Source organism: Parahaliea maris (genome assembly GCF_008064665.1).
Lineage (GTDB): Bacteria > Pseudomonadota > Gammaproteobacteria > Pseudomonadales > Halieaceae > Parahaliea > Parahaliea maris.
In genome coordinates this window covers 704,976-725,200 of the sequence record NZ_VRZA01000002.1, presented here as the reverse complement: position 1 = coordinate 725,200, position 20,225 = coordinate 704,976, and the positions used below count along the sequence as shown (strand labels likewise).

Genomic DNA, 20,225 nt, shown 5'->3' with positions numbered 1-20,225 from the left:
TCTCAGGTGCGCCAGATGCGCGGGTCGGATGCGGGTCGGCCGAGAATGCGCGGCCTTAAACAGCGCCAGGCCGCCTCGAACAGGCGGCGGGCCTGGTGGGTACAGGGACCCAGATAACGCAAGACCAGCAGGGTATCAATGGCGGTTACCGAGAGCACCGGGTGCAGTGGCTGTTCCTGCCCCGGTGTGCGCAGGCTGTCCAGGAGATCCTCATCAGCCTCCCCCGCCAGCGTGGCAACCATCAGCCCGCTGACATTGCAGCCGGCCAGACCCGCTCGATGATAGTACAGGCGCTCGTCCTCCATATCGAGATTAAGCGTTTCCATAAGTAGCGGTCTGCCTTCCCGGTACAGGCGGAAGGTCTGGCGCAGCCGGCCACGGGCAAATTGTTCGCCGCTGGCCGGGAGGCCGGTGCAGCTGATCTCCCAGCCAATGAAGCGGCTGCTGGCCGCCAGATCGACCCGGGTATCCAGGCGCGCCTCGGCACCGGGGAACACGATGTTTTCCATCGGCAACCACTCGGCGCTGCTCCCGGCCTCGAGGTCCAGGTGCACCCGCTGGCGCTGCCAGGTGGCGTCTTCCCGGGCCCGGTAAATGCGCGCAGCGCCGGGCGTGGTCAGGAGCGCGCCGGCGTCCGCCCCCAGGGCAATATCGAATGACAGCTCATCACCGGAGACCAGGCCTCCGGGAGGGTGTAACAGATAGACATGGGCGAGGTCCGGCCCCTCGGGATAAAAGGGCCGCTGTACATAGAGAGGGCCGCTGTGACGACGGCTGAGTAAACGGGTACCGCGCGCAGTGCGCTGCAATTCCAGCGCCAGCGCAGCGGGCCAGCGGGACACGCTTTCGCGGTTCGCCTGGTCGCGGGTATCGTCGGCGCTGGCCACGGCGGCCCCGGAAGGACGCAGGGGCAGGTTCATCAAACGGCCAGGTGCTGCATGATCAGGGACTCTGACAAATGCTCCATTGCGTCGCTGGCCACTACCCTGCCCTTTTCCATCAGCCGGAACTGCTGTCCGACCCGGCGGGCAAAGCCGAGTTTCTGTTCTACCAGAATAACCGTCATATTCTCTTCCCGGTTGAGCTGGGTGATGACATCACCGATCTGCTTGACGATATTAGGCTGAATGCCTTCGTTGGGTTCGTCAAGGATCAATACCCGGGGCTCGATCACCAGCGCCCGGCCGATGGCCAGTTGCTGCTGTTGACCACCGGACAGGTCACCGCCGCGGCGATGCAGCATGTCCTTCAGCACCGGGAACAGATCATAGACCCTGTCGGGAATCTTTTTAAGTTTGTCCTTGCGGCAGGGCAACCCCACCCGCAGGTTTTCTTCGACCGTCAGCAAGGGGAAGATGTCGCGCCCCTGGGGTACGTAGCCGATACCGTGGTGGGGCCGAAACTCCGCGCTGCGGCCAACCAGGTTGTCACCCGCTATGCGAATCTCCCCGCTGTCCGCCGGCAGCAAACCCATGATGCACTTGAGCAGCGTTGTTTTACCCACGCCGTTGCGTCCCATGATACAGGTGCAGGAACCCTCCTCTACTTTCAGGTCCAGGTCCCAGAGGATCTGGGTGCCGCCGTAGCGCTGGTTGAGTTGGCTGATCTCGATCATTCGTCACTCCCCAGGTATACCTCGATCACCTCCGGGTGATTCTGGACCTCGTCCATGGTTCCCTCCGCCAGCACTGAGCCCTGATGCAACACGGTCACCGTGCGGGCGATACTGCGCACAAACTCCATGTCGTGCTCCACCACCACCACGGTGTGATCCCCGGCCAGGGTATTGAGCAGTTCCGCCGTGCGCTCGGTCTCCTGGGCAGTCATTCCCGCGACCGGTTCATCCAGGAACAGCAAACGCGGATCGGACACCAGCAACATGCCGATCTCGAGCCACTGCTTCTGTCCGTGCGACAGCGAACCCGCCAGTTGCTCGCGGGCCTCCGACAGGTTGATCAGGGCGAGGATTTCATCGATACGATCGCGCTGGGGCCCGCTCAGCGAGGCCCGCAGGCTGTACCAGATGCCCTTGCTGGCTTTCAGTGCGAGTTCGAGGTTGGCAAACACCGACTGGGCTTCGAACACCGTCGGCTTCTGGAACTTGCGACCGATACCGAGTTGGGCGATCTCCGGCTCGCTGCGCTTGAGCAGGTCAATGCTCTGGCCAAAGTACACCGTGCCCTCGTCACAGGGGGTCTTGCCGGTAATCACGTCCATCATGGTGGTCTTGCCGGCGCCATTGGCGCCAATCAGGCAACGCAGTTCACCTTCGTTGATGTAGAGGTTCAGGTTGTTGAGGGCCTTGAAGCCGTCAAAGCTGACGCTCACACCCTCCACATAGAGCAGGACATTCTTCGACACATCCACTTTGGCTTTCGGACGCAGGTGGGGAAATACCCGGTCCCGGTGACGCATCTCCTCCAGCGGTGCGGGCCAGCTCATGCTGCGGCCTCCTTGACAGACTTGCTTGCAAAACGACGGGTGAACCAGCCGGCGATGCCGTGGGGCAACAGCAGCGTGACATAGACAAACAGGGCACCCAGGGCGAACAGCCAGCCCTCCGGGAGAATGGCGGTGAAGCGGGTTTTGGCGTAATTCACCAGCAGCGCGCCAATCACCGCGCCGTACAGGGTGCCGCGGCCGCCCACGGCCACCCAGACCACGACTTCAATGGAATTCAGCGGGGAGAACTCGCCCGGGTTGATGATACCCACCTGCGGTACGTAGAGAATCCCGGCAACCGCCGCCAGCAGGGCGGAATAGACAAACAGCCACACCTTGAACAGTTCGGTGCGATAACCCAGGAAGCGCGCCCGGGATTCGCCGTCACGAATACTGAGAATCACCCGGCCAAGCCGCGAACCCATGATGTAGCGGCTGGCGAGGAAGGCGCCACCCAGACACAGGGCTGTCGCCATGAACAGGGCGACCCGGGTGCCGTCGGCCTGCAGGTCGAAACCGAGGAGATCCTTGAAGTCAGTGAGCCCGTTGTTGCCGCCAAAACCCATCTCGTTGCGGAAGAATGCCAGCATCAGGGCGTAGGTGAGCGCCTGGGTCATGATGGACAGGTAGACACCGGTGACCCGGGAGCGAAACGCCAGCCAGCCAAACACGAAGGCCAGCACGCCCGGCACCAACAGCGCCATCAGCATGGCGAAACCGAAGTTGTCGAAGCCGTACCAGTACCAGGGCAGCTCCTGCCAGTTGAGGAACACCATGAAATCCGGCAGCTCGGGGTTGCCGTAGACACCGCGATCGCCAATCTGGCGCATCAGGTACATGCCCATACCGTAACCACCAAGGGCAAAAAATGCCCCGTGACCCAGGCTGAGAATACCGCAGTAACCCCAGATCACATCCACTGACAGGGCCAGCAGTGCATAGCACAGGTACTTGCCCAACAGCGTGATGGTGTAGGTGCTCACGTGCAGGAAGGAATCTTCCGGGATCACCAGGTTGGCCAGTGAAGCCAGCACGGTGACGGCGAACAGCACGCCAATAAACAGGGTTCCCTCGCGGCCGGACAGGCGGAGCATACTGCGTGACTCAGTCATTGGCTGCCCTCCCCTTTTGCGGGAACAGGCCTTTGGGCCGCTTCTGGATAAACAGGATGATGAATACCAGGATCAGGATATTGGCCAGCACCGCACCGGTCATCGGTTCCAGGAACTTGTTGGCCACACCCAGGGTAAAGCCTCCCACCAGCGTACCCAGCAGATTGCCGACGCCGCCGAACACCACCACCATGAAGGAGTCAATGATGTAGGACTGGCCGAGGTTGGGCCCGACATTGGTCAACTGGCTCAGGGCCACACCGGCGACGCCGGCGACACCGGACCCAAGACCGAAGGTCATGGCGTCGACCCACTCGGTGCGAATGCCCATCGCCTTGGCCATGTCCCGGTTCTGGGATACCGCGCGCACATTCAGCCCCAGCGACGTCTTTTTCAGGATCAACTGCAACAGCGCAAACACCAGCAGCGCAAACAGCAGGATATACAGGCGGTTATAGGTGATGGACAGGGCCGCATTGATTTCCAGCGAACCGCTCATCCACTCCGGGCTCGCCACCTGCCGGTTCAGGGGAGAAAAGATCGTGCGCACTGCCTGTTGCAGAATCAGGCTGATACCAAAGGTCGCCAGCAGCGTTTCCAGCGGGCGCCCCTTGAGAAAGCGGATAACTCCCCGTTCGATGATCACTCCCACCAGCCCCGACACCAGGAAGGCCGCCGGGATGGCAATCCACAGGGACAGGCCGATGTGGTCCGGCATCAGCAACTGGATCACGTAGGTGGTGTAGGCACCGAGCATGATCATCTCGCCGTGGGCCATGTTGATAACGCCCATCACACCGAAGGTAATGGCGAGTCCGATGGCTGCCAGCAGCAGCACCGAACCGAGACTCAGGCCAAAAAAGAGCTGTTCGAGAAAGCCGTAAAACTCGAGGTTGGAATCGATCCGTGTCAGGGCCTTGCGGGCCGCATTGCGCACCGGTAGTGCGGCTGCCGAATCCGCCGCGGCCAGTTGTTCCACGGCGTAGCGCACCTCGGTATTGAGTGACTCGGCCAGGACATTCAGCGCCGCCACCTGGACCGCCGGTTCACTACTGCTACGCAGGCGATAGAGTGCCAGCGCCTCTTCGATGGCGCCCTTGACCTTGTCATCGGTTTCCAGGTCCCTGCGCTCTGACAGCAGCGCCGCGGAACTGTCGTTGAGGTCGCCAAACAGCGTGTCAACCGCCGCCAGCCGGGCGCCGGCGTCTTCCGCGTTGAGCTGGATACGGGCAATCGCCTCGCGCAGTTGCACCCGCAGGCGATTATTGACCCGAACCTTGCTGACCTCTCGCCGGGTCGCAGTGCCGAGACTGGCGCCGGTAAAGACATCTGTCAGCACCCAGTCACCGGTAGGTGGCTGGGTCACAGCGACGAGCGCGTCGTCACTCTTGCGCGAATACAGCCGACCGTCCAGCATAATCTGGAACAGCGGCAACATCCTGTCACCGCCGCTCTGCTCCAGTTCCCCCACCAACGTTGCGGTTTCCCGCAGGTTGGCGGAGGGCAACCGGGCAAGCAGCGACTCCGTCGCTGCCGTCTGCCCGGATTCCGCGTTGGCGGTAGAGCCCAGACAGCACATCAGCGCCACCAGGGTCCAGCTTGCCAAGATCGCTCTCACACGTCTTCTCCTTGGTCTACTTGCAAAAAGACCGCTCAGAAGTTCTGACCTGAGCAGGCCTTGGTCTCGGTGTTGTAGTTGCCGCAGTTGATCGGTGCCGTCCAGTCCGCCACGATGGGCTTGGAGGCCGGCAGGAAGTCGGACCAGGCGTCACCCGGAACGAGGTCTTCTGTTTCCCAGACCACCTCGAACTGGCCGTCAGACTGAATTTCACCGATCAGCACCGGCTTGCTCAGGTGATGGTTCTTGAGCATGGTGGCCGTGCCACCGGTCAGGTTCGGTGTGGTCATGCCGATCAGGGTGCTGGCCACGGTATCGACGTCGGTGGTACCGGCCTTCTCCACCGCCTTGGCCCACATATTGAAGCCAATGTAGGTCGCTTCCATCGGGTCATTGGTCACCCGGGAATCGTCGCCGGTAAAGGCGCGCCACTGATCGATGAAAGCCGCGTTGGCGTCGGTATCCACACTCTCGAAATAGTTCCAGGCCGCCATGTGCCCCACCAGCGGTGCGGTATCGATGCCGGAGAGTTCCTCTTCTCCCACCGAGAAGGCGACCACGGGAATATCCTCGGAGGAAATGCCCTGGTTACCCAGTTCCTTGTAGAAGGGCACGTTGGCGTCGCCGTTGATGGTCGATACCACTGCCGTCGCCTTGCCCGCGCTGCCGAACTTCTTGATGTCGGACACGATGCTCTGCCAGTCGGAGTGACCAAAGGGCGTGTAGTTGATCATGATGTCCTGGGCCGCCACGCCCTTGGCCTTGAGGTAGGCCTCGAGGATCTTGTTGGTGGTACGCGGATAGACGTAGTCGGTACCCGCCAGCACCCAGCGCTCGACACCCAGTTCGTCCATCAGGTAATCCACCGCGGGAATGGCCTGCTGGTTGGGAGCGGCACCGGTATAGAAGATGTTTTTCGACGATTCCTCACCTTCGTACTGCACCGGGTAGAACATCAGGCCATTCAGTTCCTCGATCACCGGCAGGACGGACTTGCGGGACACGGAGGTCCAGCAGCCGAAGATCACGTCCACCTTTTCCTGGGTCAGTAGTTCCCGGGTCTTCTCGGCAAACAGCGGCCAGTTGGAGGCGGGGTCCACCACGACGGGCTCGAGCTTCTTGCCTAGCAGCCCGCCTTTCTTGTTCTGCTCCTCGACCATCATCAGCACGGTGTCCTTGAGGGTCGTTTCGCTGATGGCCATGGTGCCGGACAGGGAGTGCAGGACACCCACCTTGATGGTGTCGGCGGCGTGAACGGTAATCGCCAGAGTGCAGGCGCCGGCGCCCAGCAGGGCCTGTTGCATCAGTTTCCGTAGTTTCATCGTCAGTTCCTTGAATGTACTTGTTGGATAGGCAATTTCCATGCCGGCCCTAGATTTGAACCTGCACGCCAAAAGACAGGCTGTCGACATCACTGCCGGCATAGCCACTGATATTGGCGTCGCCCGTTGCGTAGTTGAAGTTCAGCCGGGCGTTGTGCCCGCTGATCACGTAGTTCACGCCGAGCTCGGTCAGGTCACTGGAATCCGAATCCGAGGGACTGTTCTCCACGAAGCGCACATAGGGCTGGAACTTGCCGGGCCCGACCTCCGCCGGGAACAGGAAGGCCGCGGAGGCAAACCAGGAGTCACCGTCAAACAGGCAGAAACAGTCGCCCTGTGCCGGAGAGGCAATGGTGTAGTCGGCATCGAAGTCCTTGTATTCGGCCTCGATCGTCAGCACACCGGCGCTGCCCTTGTCACCAAACACGGTCTCGGACAGCAGGTCTACGGTGTAGCCGCTGAAATCACCCGACTGGGTTGCACTGCCAGTGCCATCACTCTGGCTCTGCAGGCTGAGGCCCAGGGTCAGGATGTTGCCGAGGCCGCCATAATAGGTACTGGAAGTGTAATAGCCCGGGTTGTCTTCCATGTTGAGGAAGTTGTAGGCGAAGCGAGCGGCGTAGAGCAGCGAATCACTGGTATTACCGAGACCTTCAAGGCCATCGAACGCACCCACTGCATACTGGAATTTACCCGCCTTGCCCCAGACCGTCACACCGTCATCGCGTCCGTAGGTACCGGCGTCGCCTCCCTGGTCAGAGGGGTACAGCGGCTGGGTGTACTGATTCCAGGTCAGGGAATAGAACGGCCCGTTCATTTCGATGCGGTCCGCCGGGGTCAGCATGCGGCCCACCCAGACGTTGAAGTAGGGCGACATCTCGAAACGCACCATGGCGTCCAGCACATCCACCGGTCCATCGCCAAAAATTTCGTCGGTATTGACGGTCACGCCGAGCCACTCATTGACCTGACCGTTGAAATACAGGCGAATGTTCTGGACGTCGAAATCGGTGCTGTTGTCATCCCCATTGGGCGCGCCGTCCTCAACTGCGATGAAAGCCGTGCGAATACCCGCGCCCACACTCACCCAGGATTCATCGCCAATTTCGATTTTGCCCGCCGCCAGCGTGCTCCCTGCCACGCCGCAGCCGGCGACCACGGCGAGTGAACGCAAAATCAGTGCTGGCAAGCCTTGCCGGGCAGACAACTGCCCTCCTCCTGCTATTGTTGTTTCCATGAGATCCCCCTCTTGGTGAAATCTGGCCCCTTGGCCAGCCTTCACACAGCATGCAGGCTACAGCCCGGAGGCGGCAGCGGGGTTTTGGCGCAGGCACCTACGTCATTTGACGCAGTCACAGCTATACTCAGCAGGAGAAATACAACCGTGTTCACGGAGGAAGTAATGCTGTTGCGCCATCGTTCAACCGGGCATATCGTCTCCGTCTCTGTTTCAGACTTGCAACGTCTGTGCCACGCCCTTCACCAGGACGTCATGGCCCGCGATCAGGTCGGCGAGGAAGAACAGGACCCGGAAGCCATCGCCAAGGGCGACCTTGTGTTCCTGTCGGGCGAGGCCCTGCCCCGCTGCTGGACGGATCCGAACTACCGCGAACCCCGCTGAACATGTACGCCATGGTGCTGGAGCACCCGGGTGCGCCACTACAGTACCGGGAGCGCCCGACACCGGTACCGGGTCCGGGCGAGGTGCGCGTGGCCGTTGAAGCCTGCGCGGTCTGTCGCACCGACCTGCACGTGGTGGACGGCGACCTGCCCTTTCCAGGGCACCCGGTCATTCCCGGGCACGAGATTGTCGGCCGCATTATCGAGACCGGCCCCGGAGTCGAGGCACTGACGGTTGGCCAGCGAGTCGGAATTCCCTGGCTTGGCCACACCTGCGGGCACTGTGAATTCTGCCTCAACGGGATGGAGAACCTGTGCGACCAGCCCCTGTTCACTGGCTACACCCGCGATGGCGGCTTCGCCACCGAGGTCGTCGCCGATGCCCGCTACGCCTTTCCCCTCGACCCGACCGCAGACCCGGTCGCCAACTCACCCCTGCTGTGTGCCGGCCTCATCGGTTGGCGCTGCCTGCGCAAGGCGGGCAAGGCCCGGCGCATCGGGCTCTACGGCTTTGGCGCGGCGGCCCACATTCTCACCCAGATCTGCTGTTTTCAGGGCCGGGAGGTCTTTGCCTTCACCCGCCAGGGCGATGGCGAGGCACAGGACTTTGCCCGCCAGCTTGGCGCTGTCTGGGCGGGCAGTTCGGATGAGACACCGCCCGTACCGCTGGATGCGGCCATCCTGTTCGCCCCAGTGGGCGAGCTGGTCCCCCTGGCCCTGCGGGCCGTCCGCAAGGGCGGTACTGTCGTCTGCGGAGGCATTCACATGAGTGAGATTCCCCCGCTGCCCTACGCGCTGCTGTGGGAGGAGCGACAACTGGTGTCGGTGGCCAACCTCACCCGGGAAGACGCCTGCGAATTCTTCCCCGCCGCCGCCAGGGCCGGGGTGAAAACCCATACCCGGACATTCCCCCTGCAGCTGGCGAATGAAGCACTGGACGCCCTGCGCAGCGGCCAGGTCAATGGCGCCGCGGTACTGGTGCCCTGAGCGCAGCATGGGGCCCGGTCCGGGGATCGGGGTGCGCAACCACCGATTATGCACCATAATGAGGCAGCTCCTGCACGAAAAACACGCCACGGGCAGGTCGGCAAGCGCAAGGATGCGGCTGTTTCGCAAGTCTGATGTGGTATGGATATTGCCTGTAACTAATTGAACTCTCAGCTTAAAATCTGCAACCATGCTGGAATCGTACATTCACATCGAATTCGACTCGGATCGCACCCTGCAGGACCAGGTGAAGGAGCACCTGGTCGCACTGATCCTGAACGGTCGCCTGCCCACTGAAGAGCCCCTGCCCTCCTCCCGCCGGATGGCGACCATGCTCGGAGTGTCCCGCAACACGATTGTGTTGATCTACGAACAGATGGTGGACACCGGCTACCTGGTGAGTAAACCGCGGCGGGGCTACTTTGTCGCCCCCGCCTTTGCCAACCCCGAGGTGCTCTACAGCGAACAGGACAATCCCGAAGGCGAAAGCGTCAACTGGCGCCAGCGCTTCCGTATTCATCCTGGAAACGACCGCAACATTGTCAAACCCAACAACTGGGCCAGCTTTGAGTACCCCTTTATCTACGGCCAGGTACAACACGAATACTTTCCCATCGAGCAGTGGCGCGACTGTGCCCGCAAAACCCTGCACGAGCGCTGGAGCCGGCACTGGATCGATGACCGTATCGACACCGATGACCCCATGCTCATCGAGCAGTTGCGCACCCGCCTGCTGCCCCGGCGTGGCATTTATGCCGAGGCGGGAGAGATCCTGATTACCATCGGCACCCAGAATTCCCTGTACTTGCTGGCCAACCTGCTGTGCGGACCCGGGGTCAAGGTGGGCCTGGAGGACCCCGGCTTCCGCGATGCCCGGAATATTTTTGCCACCTTCGGTGCGGACCTGCACCTCCAGCCCGTGGATGACGAGGGCATTGTCGTCAATCCAGCCCTGGAGGATTGCGACTACCTGTACCTGACGCCGAGCCACCAGGTACCGACTGGCGCGGTACTCTCCTCCGCCCGCCGCAAGGCCCTGCTGGCGATGGCCGACGAAAAAAATACCGTGTTGATCGAGGATGACTACGACGCCGAAATCAACATGCAGGACAACCCTACCCCGGCCCTGAAGGCCATGGACCGCAACAACCGGGTGGTCTATATCGGCAGCATGTCCAAGTCGATATCCCCGGGCCTGCGCATCGGTTTCATGGTCGCCGACGAGGAGCTGATCAACGAGGCCCGCTCCCTGCGCCGGCTGATGTACCGCCACCCACCGGCCAACAACCAGCGCCAGCTGGCCCTGTTCCTGTCCCAGGGCTACTACGACGCCTACCTGCGCAAGATTCGCGAGCTGTATCGCTCCAAGCTGGATCGCATGGTGCAGGGCGTCGAGCAACACCTGCCGGGAATGCTCGGAGGCAGCGTCAGCTCGGGTGCCACCTCCCTGTGGTTGCGGGCACCCGATGGTATCGACACCCAGGCCCTGGCCTGGCGCGCGGCCAAGAACAGTGTCCTGATCGAACCCGGCGGCATTCACTTTGCCAGTGACAATCCCCCTGCCAACTATTTCCGCATGGGCTTCTCGGCCATTGCGGCCCACAAGATTACCCCCGGCATCCAGGCGCTCGCAGCGAGCTTTCCCGATTAATCACCCGCGCCCCCGGAGCCGGGGGCGCACTCCCACCCAAAGGCCGGTATCATGACGCCCTCACCGGAGCGGATCATCGCCGGCCCGGTGCTTTTCGCATGACAGCATCCAGGGAGTATCACATGCCTAACACCGCCTTCATTACCGGCGCCACCTCCGGCTTCGGACTGGCCTGCGCCCGTCGTTTCGCCCGGGAGGGCTGGAACCTGGTGCTGACCGGCAGACGCGAGGAACGCCTCGAGTCGATCAAGCAGGAATTGCAGGAACGGTGCGAGGTGCTGGCCCTGACGCTCGACGTGCGGGACACGGCGTCGGTACAGAGCGCGGTAGCTGCGCTGAAAACGCCCTTTGACCGCGTCCAGCTGCTGATCAACAACGCCGGACTGGCCCTCGGCACCGAACCCGCCCAGGCCTGCGACCTGGAAAAGTGGCACCGGATGATCGACACCAACGTCAAGGGCCTGACCACCGTGACCCATGCCCTCCTGCCACGCATGGTCGAGGAAGGCGCGGGCACGAGCATTATCAATATCGGTTCGGTGGCGGGACACTGGCCCTACCCCGGCGGCAATGTCTACTGCGCCACCAAGGCCTTTGTCGAACAGTTTTCCCTCGCCCTGCGGGCCGACCTGCAGGGCACCGGCGTGCGGGTGACCAACCTCGCCCCGGGCCTGTCGGAAAGTGAATTCACCCTGGTGCGCACCGACGGCAATCAGGTGGCCCACGATGCGCTCTACGCCGGCGCCCACCCGATCCAGCCCGAGGACATTGCCGAGACCTGCTGGTGGCTGGCCAGCATGCCCGCCCACCTCAACGTCAACCTGCTGGAGCTGATGCCGGTGCGTCAGTCCTTCTCCCCCCTCTCCATCTACCGCGATTGAAACGCAAAAAAACCCGGTGTCCGAGGACACCGGGTAAAACTGCAGCCCGCAACGGCTGTTCAGGGTTTCTGACTGTTCATTTCAAGAGGCAGTTCCAGGTGCGATACGGCCGCTATCGCATCGCGATGTTCACCACAGGCCCAGAGCCACCCGGCGATGGCGAGGCCGGCCAGCAGCCGCCCCGTCAACGTCAGCCGCCTGCTCATGCCGACGGCCGATTCCACCGAGGGTCCCGCCATGCTCAGAACTCCAACCGCAGGCCCACGCGGAACCGGCTGCCCAGGTAATCATAGAGATCGCGGTTGGTCTGCGGGTAGGCCGCGTTGATGTCGGTACCCTGCAGGAGCGGGTTGCTCGCGAGGGGTGGGTCCTCGTCGAAGATATTGCTCCAGGTCAGGAATACTTCCCCGTTACTGCTGTCACCAAAGTTGAAGCTGCGCGCAATATAGGCGTCAAACACCACCTGGCCGTCGACGCTGTTGTCGTTGACCGTGAGCGCCGGATAGACACTGGCCGGGCAATTGCTCGAGCACTCGATGTACGCGTCGCTGAGTACGCCGTCACTGACACCGCGCATGGTCAGGTTGAAGGTCCACTGATCCAGGCTGTACAGGGCAGTGGCCCGGTATTTCCAGTCCGGTGTGGTGCCGGTCAGGGGCGCATTGGATCCGGCATAGTCGATCGCAGTGGTGCCGTTATCGGTCACATTCTCCAGGAAATTGGTTGCCATGAAGCGCAGGCTGACAAAACCCGGGACATCGGAGACGAGATCTGCCATCTCGAAGCTGTAAGAGAGCTCTACATCAAGCCCCCGGGACTTCAGGCTGTTGAGGTTCTCGTAGTAGATGTTGATCGTGCTCAGGGTGGTGGGATCGGAAGGATCGCCGAACACCATGTCGTCACAGTAAGCCTGGATGCCGCGTTCAAAACAGAAGCTCGCTACCTGTTCCGCCGAGACGCTGGAAATAACGCCGTTCACCTCGATGTCGTAGTAGTCGATGGATAGACCGAGCCCGGGCAGGAAGCGGGGCTGCAGTACCACGCCGCCACTCCAGCCCATGGCCACCTCCGGATCGAGCTCTGTGCTGCCCTGCAGGACCTGCTGATAGGGAACAACCACACCGCCGATATCCAGGGTGTTACCGCGGCCGGTACCGGACGCAAACAGCTCGCCCAGGTTAGGCGCACGAATATCACGGGAGCGCGTGGCGCGGAAGGTGATGTCCTCGATTGGCTGCCAGGTGAATCCCAGCTTCCAGGCCTCTACATCGCCGCTCAGGCTGTAATCTGCAAAGCGATAGCCGCCGTTGAAGTCGACACCGAAGCCCATGGGGATCAGGGTTTCAACATAACCTTCCAGAACATCATAGGAACCTTTGTCTTCCTGGTAGTTACCAAATCGCCAGCCGCTCTGGTATTGCTCTTCGACATCACCACTGATGGATTCCTCGCGCCATTCACCGCCGAAGGCGAATGAAATGGGGCCGGCCCATCCCTCGATACCATTCACCCGGAAGTTGGCGGCGGCCACGTCGAGATCATAGGTTTCTTCCCGCTGGGGTCCACCCGCAGCGTAGGCCCAGGCTTCGGGGCTGGAGACGTTGATACCCATGATGTTCAAAGGCACACAGCCGTTATCCGGGTCACTGAGTGTGGAGCGACACACGGTTTCACCGGACGCTGGGTCCACCACCGCATCGATCGCATTGGCGTAGCGTTCCAGGTGGTAGATCGTAGGCAGGTACTGCTGGTCGGCAATGGTACGGGACTTGGCGTAGTAGCCGTCGTAGGCCCAGTCCAGGTCGGCAAAATTGAAGAAGCCATCGTAGCCGAGCACAAAGCGCATGCTCTCACGCTCGTTGTTATGGCCCGCCAGGCCCGCATCGGCATTGGCGGTGGAGACCTGGATCGAATCCAGGCCCTGTGCATCCATGGCGGCAGCCACCTCCTGTGGCAGGAATGCATTGTCCCGCTGGATCACATTGCGCAGCGTGGGTACGCGGATGTAGTTTGCATAGCCTTCGAAGGCCGCGTAGGAACCCTCCGCATAAACATTCAACGAATCGGTCAGGTCATAGCTGACGCGGCTGAAGAAACTCTGGCGCTCTTCGGCTGCAGCCAGTGACTGGGTGCCGGCCTGGTGGTTGGTGTACTCCCAGTCGCCGCCCTGCATCCACTGGCCGCCAACAGCACCGTAGTTGAGCTGGTTGACGGAGCCACCCTCGCCAAAATACGTACCCATCAGCGGGCCGCTGACCACAAGGCCACCCAGCGTATGGGACGCGAGGCCAATGTTTTTGCCGACGATGAAGGTGGGAACGCCCTGCTCGCCGCGGAACAGCGCGGGGTTCAACATCGACTGAAAACCGTCCCTGTTCCAGTCCCGCTGGGTTTCATGAATGCCATCGACATCAGCTGCCTGTGAATCAAACAGGAAGTGTCCGCGACCGCCGGCAAAGGACGTACCGGCGGTAAAACCGACACGCTTTGATTCATTGTCGCCGTAGGTCGTCTGGCCATAATCGGCGTAGGACTTCACGCCCTCGTAGTCGGTGTCGAGGATGAAGTTCACTACCCCGCCAACCGCGCCTGAGCCGTAGGCGGCCGATGCGCCACCGGTCACGACTTCAACGCGTTCAATCAATCCCTGGGGCATGGTATTGGTATCCACCAGGCCCGACGACGAAGATACGGTAGAACGGCGACCGTCCATCAACACCAGCGTTCTCCCCGCTCCGAGTGCGCGCAGGTTAAGAGCGCTGATCCCGGCGTTGCCGGTGGCGAGAGAACCGGAGTTGGTGGTGCCTGTCTGGCTACCTGCAATGGATGGCAGGGTATTGACCAGGTCGGCAATATTTTCCGGCGCCTGGGTGGCCAGTTCCTCGGAACCCAGTGAAGTCAGCGGGGTCGGCGTGTCGTAACCACTGCGACTCAGGCGCGAACCGGTGACAATCACCTCCTCCACCATGCCGGCATTTTCTTCTCCAGCACCCTGGGCACTGGCCTGTCCCGCGGTGATGGCCATACAACTGCCCAAAACATAGGCCAGTGGGCGTTTCTCGAATGTAAACTGCTTGCTCATGCTACCCCCCGTTTGCGGTCCTTTGTGGACCTCACAAATCAGATAACGAACTGTCGTCAGCAGGCCAGGAAACCTGTGGCGACACCTGTTTCATTTGGTTTGAGTTTCGGGATCGACGTGTGTCCGCGAAGGACCGTTTTTATGCACTACGGCGTCCATGAGTCCACCCTAGAGCAAGCTCTCCAATCGCTATAGAACCAGGGTTTTGGAAGCGTAGGGCCACATGGGACCAGATACGGCAAAGCGCACCCTAACGATCCATTATTAGGGCCTTTTCGAAAAGCGCCGCCCCAGTTTCGCGCACTGCCCTGATAAATGGCTTTGCCAACAGCGTTCTCCAGCACAAGGAAAAACCGCTAAAGGCGGCGGAAAAACCATGTCTCTTTGATAGAAGGTGAGCAAGAGGGGGCACCGGAACCATTGAAGGCGGGCCAGCACACTATCCGTACCAATGTAGTGCAAGGGCGAGCCATCCGGTGATGCGCAACGCAAACGGGCGAGCCGTCAAGCTCGCCCGTTTGCGTATAGCCGGGTTGATAAAATAATGCTGCGCTGCTTCAGGGACTCCTGCTTCAGGTAGAACAACCGGCTGCACTGCCGGACAAGCCTGATTAGCTCAATGCAGCCGTGAGCAGCTGATGAAAACGGGACAACAGGGGTTAACGCTCAGGATTCAGACAACACCTGGGCGTTGGAAGTTTCGGGCTCGGTGCCGCCACTGCGAACCCACTCGTTATGCCGTGCAAGCTCCCGCTTCACTACCGGGGCCAGCAGGTAAAGGCCGATAATATTGGGCACACAGATCAGGAACACCATGGCGTCGGAGAAGTCGAGGATGGAACCCAGCTGGATGCTGGAACCAATCACTACGAACAGGCAGAACACAAACTTGAAACCGGTTTCCGCCATACGCCCTTCGCCGACAAGATAGGTCCAGCCTTTCAGGCCGTAGTACGACCAGGCGATCATGGTCGAGAAAGCAAACAGGAAACCGGCGACCGCGATAAAGTACGGCGACCAGGCGACGTTGCGCTCGAAGGCGCGTGAGGTCATCTCGATGCCACCCAGCCCTTCGGTAAAGCTCGGCACATAGTACAGGGTGGTGATGATGACCAGCGCGGTCATGGTGCTGATGATCACGGTGTCAATGAAGGGCTCGAGCAGTGACACGAAGCCCTCGGTGACCGGATCGTTGGTTTGCACCGCCGAGTGGGCGATGGCCGCAGAACCAATACCCGCCTCGTTGGAGAACACCGCCCGCTGAAAGCCGATGACCATCACGCCCAGCGCACCGCCTGCCACACCGGATGCACTGAAGGCGCCGCTGAGGATGGCCTCGAATGCAAAGGGCAATGCCTCGCGGTTCATGTACAGGATAAGCAGGGCGCCGGTGCAGTAGAACAGGGCCATGAAAGGTACAACCTTCCCGGTGACCCGGGCGATACTCTTGATACCCCCGAGAATGACCAGTGCCACGAGAGCCGCCAGAATCAGTCCGAACAGCCAGCCCTTGTCGCCGAACCAGCTGCCGCCGAAGCCGCCGGTGACGTTAACCACCTGGACGTAGGCCTGGTTGGCCTGGAACATGTTGCCGATGCCCATGCAGCCAATCACGATACCCAGGGCATAGAAACGGCCCAGGAACTTGCCCAGGCCGGTCTTGCCCTTCTCGGCGAAACCGCGTTCGAGGTAGTACATCGGGCCACCCGAGACCGAGCCGTCTGGGTTTTTGCGCCGATACAGGACCCCCAGGGTACACTCCACGAACTTGGTGGACATGCCCAGTATCCCGGCGACGATCATCCAGAAGGCAGCGCCGGGACCGCCGACGGAGATAGCCACCGCCACGCCGCCGATGTTACCGATGCCTACCGTTCCCGATACTGCGGTGGCCAGTGCCTGGAAGTGGGTGACCTCACCGTGGTGATTGGGGTCGTGATAGGCGCCGCGCACGATTCGGCAGGCATGACGGATGCCCCGCAGGTTCAGAAATCCAAAGTAAAGGGTAAAGAACACCGCAGCCGCTACCAGCCACAACACCACCAGTGGCAGCTGGGCACCAAACACCGGCACGCTGAAGAACACTACCGACGCCAGGGCCTCGGTAACCGGGGCCATCAAACCGTCAATCCACGCGTCGATCGTGGACGCCTGGGCAGTTACCGGGGCCAGGAGCGCCAGGGTTATGGCGGAGAGAAGATTGCGATGTTTCATGAAGAGTTCCTGTGTCCGGGTTGACTATAACGCAGCACGGCACGGCATGCAGGCGCCCTTGTGAAATAACCTTGGCAGGGATTGGGTAGCCATCCATCCAGCTACCCGGTTCACCCCCTCACGCACTGCGCAGCAGGGCGCCGTCAAGTGCTTCGAGGATGTCGTCGATATCCCCGCGCGAGGCGATCAACGCCGGGCTCAGGCAAAGCGTATTGTTGAACTCGCGGAAGCTGCGATTGGTCCTGCCAATCAGGACCCCCTGGTCGGCACAGTCCTTCGCCACCGCCATCGCCGTCTGCTCCGGGGCCGGCGCTTTGGTCTCGCGATCGGCCACCAGCTCAAGTCCCGCAAACAGACCGACACCGCGAACATCGCCAACCACGGCATGCTTGTCCTTGAGTTCCAGCAGCCCGTCCATCAACTGCTCGCCGCGCAGGCGAACATTTTCCAGCAGGCCTTCCCGCTCGATGATGTCGATATTGACCAGCCCGGCTGCCGGCCCCGCGGTACAGCCGCCGAAGGTGCTGATATCGCGGAAGTATGCCAACCGACCCTCAGGTGCGTTCTTGAAGCGCTCGAACACGGCGTCACTGGTGACCGTACAGGAAATCGCGGCGTAACCGCTGGCCACCCCTTTGGCCATGGTGACCATATCGGGTTGCACATCGTAGTGCTGGTAGCCAAACCACTCACCTGTTCGACCGAGACCACAGACCACTTCATCGATGTGCAGCAGTACGTCGTACTTGCGACAGATGGCCTGGATGATCGGGAAGTACTCCGGCACCGGGGGAATCACACCGCCCCCGGCGGTAATGGGTTCCAGCACTACGGCACCGACGGTCTCCGGCCCCTCCCGCTGGATGATCGTTTCCAGATGGGTGGCGCACTCGATGTCGCAGCTGCCGTAGGTCTTGCCGAAGGGGCAGCGGTAGCAACAGCAATTCTCCATCTCCACGAACCCGTCGAGGAAGGGGCCATATTGCGCCTTGCGCTCGAACTGACCGGTAGAACTCAGGGCACCGAAAGTGGTGCCGTGGTAGTCCCGGTCGCGAAAGATGATCTTGTGTTTGCTGCCATCACCTTCCAGGTGCGCCAGCTGGCGCACCATCTTGTAGGCTTTCTCGTTGGCTTCGGACCCGGAATTCGAGTAGTACACACGCCCGAGCCCCGGCAGTTTCTCCAGCAGTCGCGCGGCAAATCTCGCGCCGGGCTCACTCCCCGCGGTACCGGCGTAGTAGCACATGGTGACGAGCTGGTCGCGTACCGCGTCGGCGATCTCCGCACGCCCGTAACCGACATTGACCGACCAGACCCCGCCGGAGGTGGCGTCCAGGTACTCGCGGCCGGTGGCATCGGTCACCCGCATGCCCTCCCCCTTGACGATGACCATGGGGTCGGCCTTGTCGAACTGGCGGTGCTGGGTCAGGTGGTGCCAGACCGTATCGCGGTCGGTCTGGATAATGTCTTCGCGTTCCTGGGTGAAAGCGGGCTGGTTCATACCGGTGGCCTGTCCTGATGCGTAGCTGGCGGAATAGTCCACAGCTTAGGGAGAGCGGCCTCGGCACAGTTAGGTCCAGGGGTTTGCGGGATATGGCTCCAGGGCTACCCGACCCCAGGAGGCGCACCATCATGGTGCAATAAATGGATCAGAGCATGCTTTCAGGGACGATAATGGAGAGGGTGCGGGCCACGAAACGCTGCCACAGGGTGGTCTGGGGCTCCACATCGTAGGTGCGGAGTTCGCCACCGGCCAGGATTTCCGTCCAGCGCAACTGGCCATCCACCAGCTCCACCCGGTAGGCCTGGTTTCGGGCCAGTCGGTGAAACCCCTCGTGGAGGCCTGAGGCCAGCACCGGGTTTTCGATCATCACGCCCATTTCGGTATTCAGGGCGACCGAACGCGGGTCCAGGTTAAACGACCCCACGAAGACATGGCGGCCGTCGGCGCCCAGGGTCTTGGCATGCAGGCTGGCGGATGATGAGCCCGTCCAGTTCTTGTTGCGGGATACCTGGGTGGGCTCGGGCTTGTACTCATAGAGATGGACCCCGCCCTCCAGCAGGGCTTTGCGATAACGCATGTACCCCGCGTGTACCACCCCGACATCATTGGCAGCCAGGGAGTTGGTGAGAATACTGACCTCCACGCCGCGGGCCACAAGTTCCCGGAACAGCTCGACTGTGGCCTCCCCCGGTACAAAGTACGGTGACACTACCGCTACCCTCTGGCTCGCGCCCGCCACCACCGGCAGCAGCTGCGGCGCCAGGTGAGTCTCGCCGGTAATCTCCGGATGCAGCAGCTTCTCGGGATCGTCATACAGTAGTTGCGCCCTGCCCCAGGCAATACCCAGGTTGGCAAAACGCAGTTCGTCGAGGACTTTGGATGCCTGCACCGCCTTGACGTAGTCCGACTGCCAGGCGCTGTCGATCCTCGCCTGGAAATTCCCGCGCGCCTCGGCAAGGTTTGATGGACTGATGTCGACCCCGGTGACAACCACACCCACCGGCACCGCCACTTCACTGTTCCAGTACTGGTCGAACATGCCGGACACCCTGGGAACAACGGGCCCGATCGCGAGCACATCCAGGTCGGCGAAAGCGGTGTGGGCAACCGCGTCAAAGTACTCGTTGCCGATATTGCGACCGCCAACAATCGCGGCCTGGTTGTCCACGGTCAGCGACTTGTTATGCATGCGGTGGTTCAGGCGTTTGAGATCGCCGGCAAAACCCACGCCCCGGCTGCCACGATAGGCGAAAGGATTGTAAAGCCGGACTTCAATGTTGGGATGGGCATCGAGCTGGACCAGAAAGGTATCCTTGCCCGCCGTATCCAGGTCATCCAGCAGTAACCTCACCCGCACGCCGCGGTCTGCGGCGTCCAGCAGCTTCCCGGCCAGCAGGGTGCCGCTGGTATCCGGATGCCAGATGTAGTACTGCACATCCACACTGACCTCGGCCACATCCACCAGGGCCATACGCGCAACGAAGGCTTTCATGCCATCGTCCAGGGGATAGAAACCCGACTCCTCCCCCGCGGCCAATTGCTCCGGAAAGGCGCGCCCGATGGTTCGCGCGAGGGCCGTGTCTTCGGTGTCTGTCAGCGTATGGGTGACAGGTCGGTCGTAGCTGCCGGCTTCAGGCACACTGGCACAGGCGCTCAGGAATACGATGCCCAGCAGGCAAATCAAACCGCTGGCACGGCGGCCATACAGACAAACAGAACGCTTCACGAAGGACAAACCCCGGTTGTTATGGATGACGAGACTTTCCGGGGATTGTACCGCTGCCGGCTGCGC

16 protein-coding genes are annotated in these 20,225 nt (G+C 61.5%); 4 read left to right on the top strand and 12 right to left on the bottom strand.

Features of this window, described 5'->3' with window-relative positions; genetic code table 11:
* Positions 1 to 2: 2 nt before the first annotated feature.
* From FV139_RS07580 to FV139_RS07550, 7 genes are all read right to left on the bottom strand, one after another.
* Positions 3 to 920: an urease accessory protein UreD gene (locus FV139_RS07580; protein ID WP_148067688.1), complete on the bottom strand. Its 918-nt coding sequence runs from the start codon at positions 918 to 920 to the stop codon at positions 3 to 5.
* Entirely contained in the window at positions 920 to 1,615 is a 696-nt protein-coding gene (urtE, locus tag FV139_RS07575; RefSeq protein ID WP_148067686.1) for an urea ABC transporter ATP-binding subunit UrtE, read from the bottom strand. The genes FV139_RS07580 and urtE overlap by 1 nt, the downstream gene beginning before the upstream one ends.
* The gene (gene urtD, locus FV139_RS07570; RefSeq protein ID WP_148067684.1) at positions 1,612 to 2,442 is read right to left on the bottom strand and encodes an urea ABC transporter ATP-binding protein UrtD; all 831 of its coding nucleotides are present in this window, start codon (positions 2,440 to 2,442) and stop codon (positions 1,612 to 1,614) included. The genes urtE and urtD overlap by 4 nt, the downstream gene beginning before the upstream one ends.
* A complete protein-coding gene (gene urtC / locus FV139_RS07565; RefSeq protein ID WP_148067682.1) occupies positions 2,439 to 3,554 on the bottom strand; it encodes an urea ABC transporter permease subunit UrtC in 1,116 nt (371 codons plus the stop codon). The genes urtD and urtC overlap by 4 nt, the downstream gene beginning before the upstream one ends.
* Positions 3,547 to 5,133: an urea ABC transporter permease subunit UrtB gene (gene urtB / locus FV139_RS07560; protein ID WP_148067982.1), complete on the bottom strand. Its 1,587-nt coding sequence runs from the start codon at positions 5,131 to 5,133 to the stop codon at positions 3,547 to 3,549. Before urtB ends, urtC begins: the two co-directional genes overlap by 8 nt.
* A 74-nt stretch (positions 5,134 to 5,207) precedes the next feature.
* Positions 5,208 to 6,494 (bottom strand): urea ABC transporter substrate-binding protein, encoded by a 1,287-nt coding sequence (urtA, locus tag FV139_RS07555; protein WP_148067680.1) that lies wholly within the window; start codon positions 6,492 to 6,494, stop codon positions 5,208 to 5,210.
* A 49-nt stretch (positions 6,495 to 6,543) separates the two neighbouring features.
* Positions 6,544 to 7,701, bottom strand: coding sequence for a porin family protein (locus FV139_RS07550; protein WP_187276444.1), 1,158 nt, complete (start codon positions 7,699 to 7,701; stop codon positions 6,544 to 6,546).
* 177 nt (positions 7,702 to 7,878) lie between these two features.
* On the opposite strand from FV139_RS07550, the gene FV139_RS07545 reads away from it, so the two are divergent.
* From FV139_RS07545 to FV139_RS07530, 4 genes are all read left to right on the top strand, one after another.
* The gene (locus tag FV139_RS07545; protein WP_213004048.1) at positions 7,879 to 8,115 is read left to right on the top strand and encodes an acetyltransferase; all 237 of its coding nucleotides are present in this window, start codon (positions 7,879 to 7,881) and stop codon (positions 8,113 to 8,115) included.
* Between the two features lie 2 nt (positions 8,116 to 8,117).
* On the top strand, positions 8,118 to 9,101 hold the full coding sequence (locus FV139_RS07540; RefSeq protein ID WP_148067676.1) for a zinc-dependent alcohol dehydrogenase family protein: 984 nt from the start codon (positions 8,118 to 8,120) through the stop codon (positions 9,099 to 9,101).
* 190 nt (positions 9,102 to 9,291) lie between these two features.
* Entirely contained in the window at positions 9,292 to 10,752 is a 1,461-nt protein-coding gene (gene pdxR / locus FV139_RS07535) for a MocR-like pyridoxine biosynthesis transcription factor PdxR (protein ID WP_148067674.1), read from the top strand.
* A gap of 122 nt (positions 10,753 to 10,874) precedes the next feature.
* On the top strand, positions 10,875 to 11,633 hold the full coding sequence (locus FV139_RS07530) for an SDR family NAD(P)-dependent oxidoreductase (protein ID WP_148067672.1): 759 nt from the start codon (positions 10,875 to 10,877) through the stop codon (positions 11,631 to 11,633).
* A 59-nt stretch (positions 11,634 to 11,692) separates the two neighbouring features.
* On the opposite strand, the gene FV139_RS21040 is transcribed toward FV139_RS07530, so the two are convergent.
* From FV139_RS21040 to FV139_RS07510, 5 genes are all read right to left on the bottom strand, one after another.
* Positions 11,693 to 11,857: a hypothetical protein gene (locus FV139_RS21040; protein ID WP_187276443.1), complete on the bottom strand. Its 165-nt coding sequence runs from the start codon at positions 11,855 to 11,857 to the stop codon at positions 11,693 to 11,695.
* A 17-nt stretch (positions 11,858 to 11,874) separates the two neighbouring features.
* Entirely contained in the window at positions 11,875 to 14,715 is a 2,841-nt protein-coding gene (locus tag FV139_RS07525; protein ID WP_148067670.1) for a TonB-dependent receptor plug domain-containing protein, read from the bottom strand.
* A gap of 666 nt (positions 14,716 to 15,381) precedes the next feature.
* Positions 15,382 to 16,929: an alanine/glycine:cation symporter family protein gene (locus tag FV139_RS07520; protein WP_148067669.1), complete on the bottom strand. Its 1,548-nt coding sequence runs from the start codon at positions 16,927 to 16,929 to the stop codon at positions 15,382 to 15,384.
* A 118-nt stretch (positions 16,930 to 17,047) separates the two neighbouring features.
* Entirely contained in the window at positions 17,048 to 18,430 is a 1,383-nt protein-coding gene (locus FV139_RS07515) for an aminotransferase family protein (protein WP_148067667.1), read from the bottom strand.
* Positions 18,431 to 18,578: 148 nt separating this feature from the next.
* A complete protein-coding gene (locus FV139_RS07510) occupies positions 18,579 to 20,159 on the bottom strand; it encodes a phospholipase D family protein (RefSeq protein ID WP_148067665.1) in 1,581 nt (526 codons plus the stop codon).
* Positions 20,160 to 20,225: the final 66 nt, after the last annotated feature.

Coding starts and splice junctions, on each gene's coding strand:
- urtA (WP_148067680.1), bottom strand. CDS start 6,494: ATGAAACTACGGAAACTGATGCAACAGGCCCTGCTGGGCGCCGGCGCC.
- FV139_RS07515 (WP_148067667.1), bottom strand. CDS start 18,430: ATGAACCAGCCCGCTTTCACCCAGGAACGCGAAGACATTATCCAGACC.
- FV139_RS07525 (WP_148067670.1), bottom strand. CDS start 14,715: ATGAGCAAGCAGTTTACATTCGAGAAACGCCCACTGGCCTATGTTTTG.
- pdxR (WP_148067674.1), top strand. CDS start 9,292: ATGCTGGAATCGTACATTCACATCGAATTCGACTCGGATCGCACCCTG.
- urtE (WP_148067686.1), bottom strand. CDS start 1,615: ATGATCGAGATCAGCCAACTCAACCAGCGCTACGGCGGCACCCAGATC.
- FV139_RS07520 (WP_148067669.1), bottom strand. CDS start 16,929: ATGAAACATCGCAATCTTCTCTCCGCCATAACCCTGGCGCTCCTGGCC.
- FV139_RS07540 (WP_148067676.1), top strand. CDS start 8,118: ATGTACGCCATGGTGCTGGAGCACCCGGGTGCGCCACTACAGTACCGG.
- urtC (WP_148067682.1), bottom strand. CDS start 3,554: ATGACTGAGTCACGCAGTATGCTCCGCCTGTCCGGCCGCGAGGGAACC.
- urtD (WP_148067684.1), bottom strand. CDS start 2,442: ATGAGCTGGCCCGCACCGCTGGAGGAGATGCGTCACCGGGACCGGGTA.
- FV139_RS07530 (WP_148067672.1), top strand. CDS start 10,875: ATGCCTAACACCGCCTTCATTACCGGCGCCACCTCCGGCTTCGGACTG.
- urtB (WP_148067982.1), bottom strand. CDS start 5,133: ATGTGCTGTCTGGGCTCTACCGCCAACGCGGAATCCGGGCAGACGGCA.
- FV139_RS07580 (WP_148067688.1), bottom strand. CDS start 920: ATGAACCTGCCCCTGCGTCCTTCCGGGGCCGCCGTGGCCAGCGCCGAC.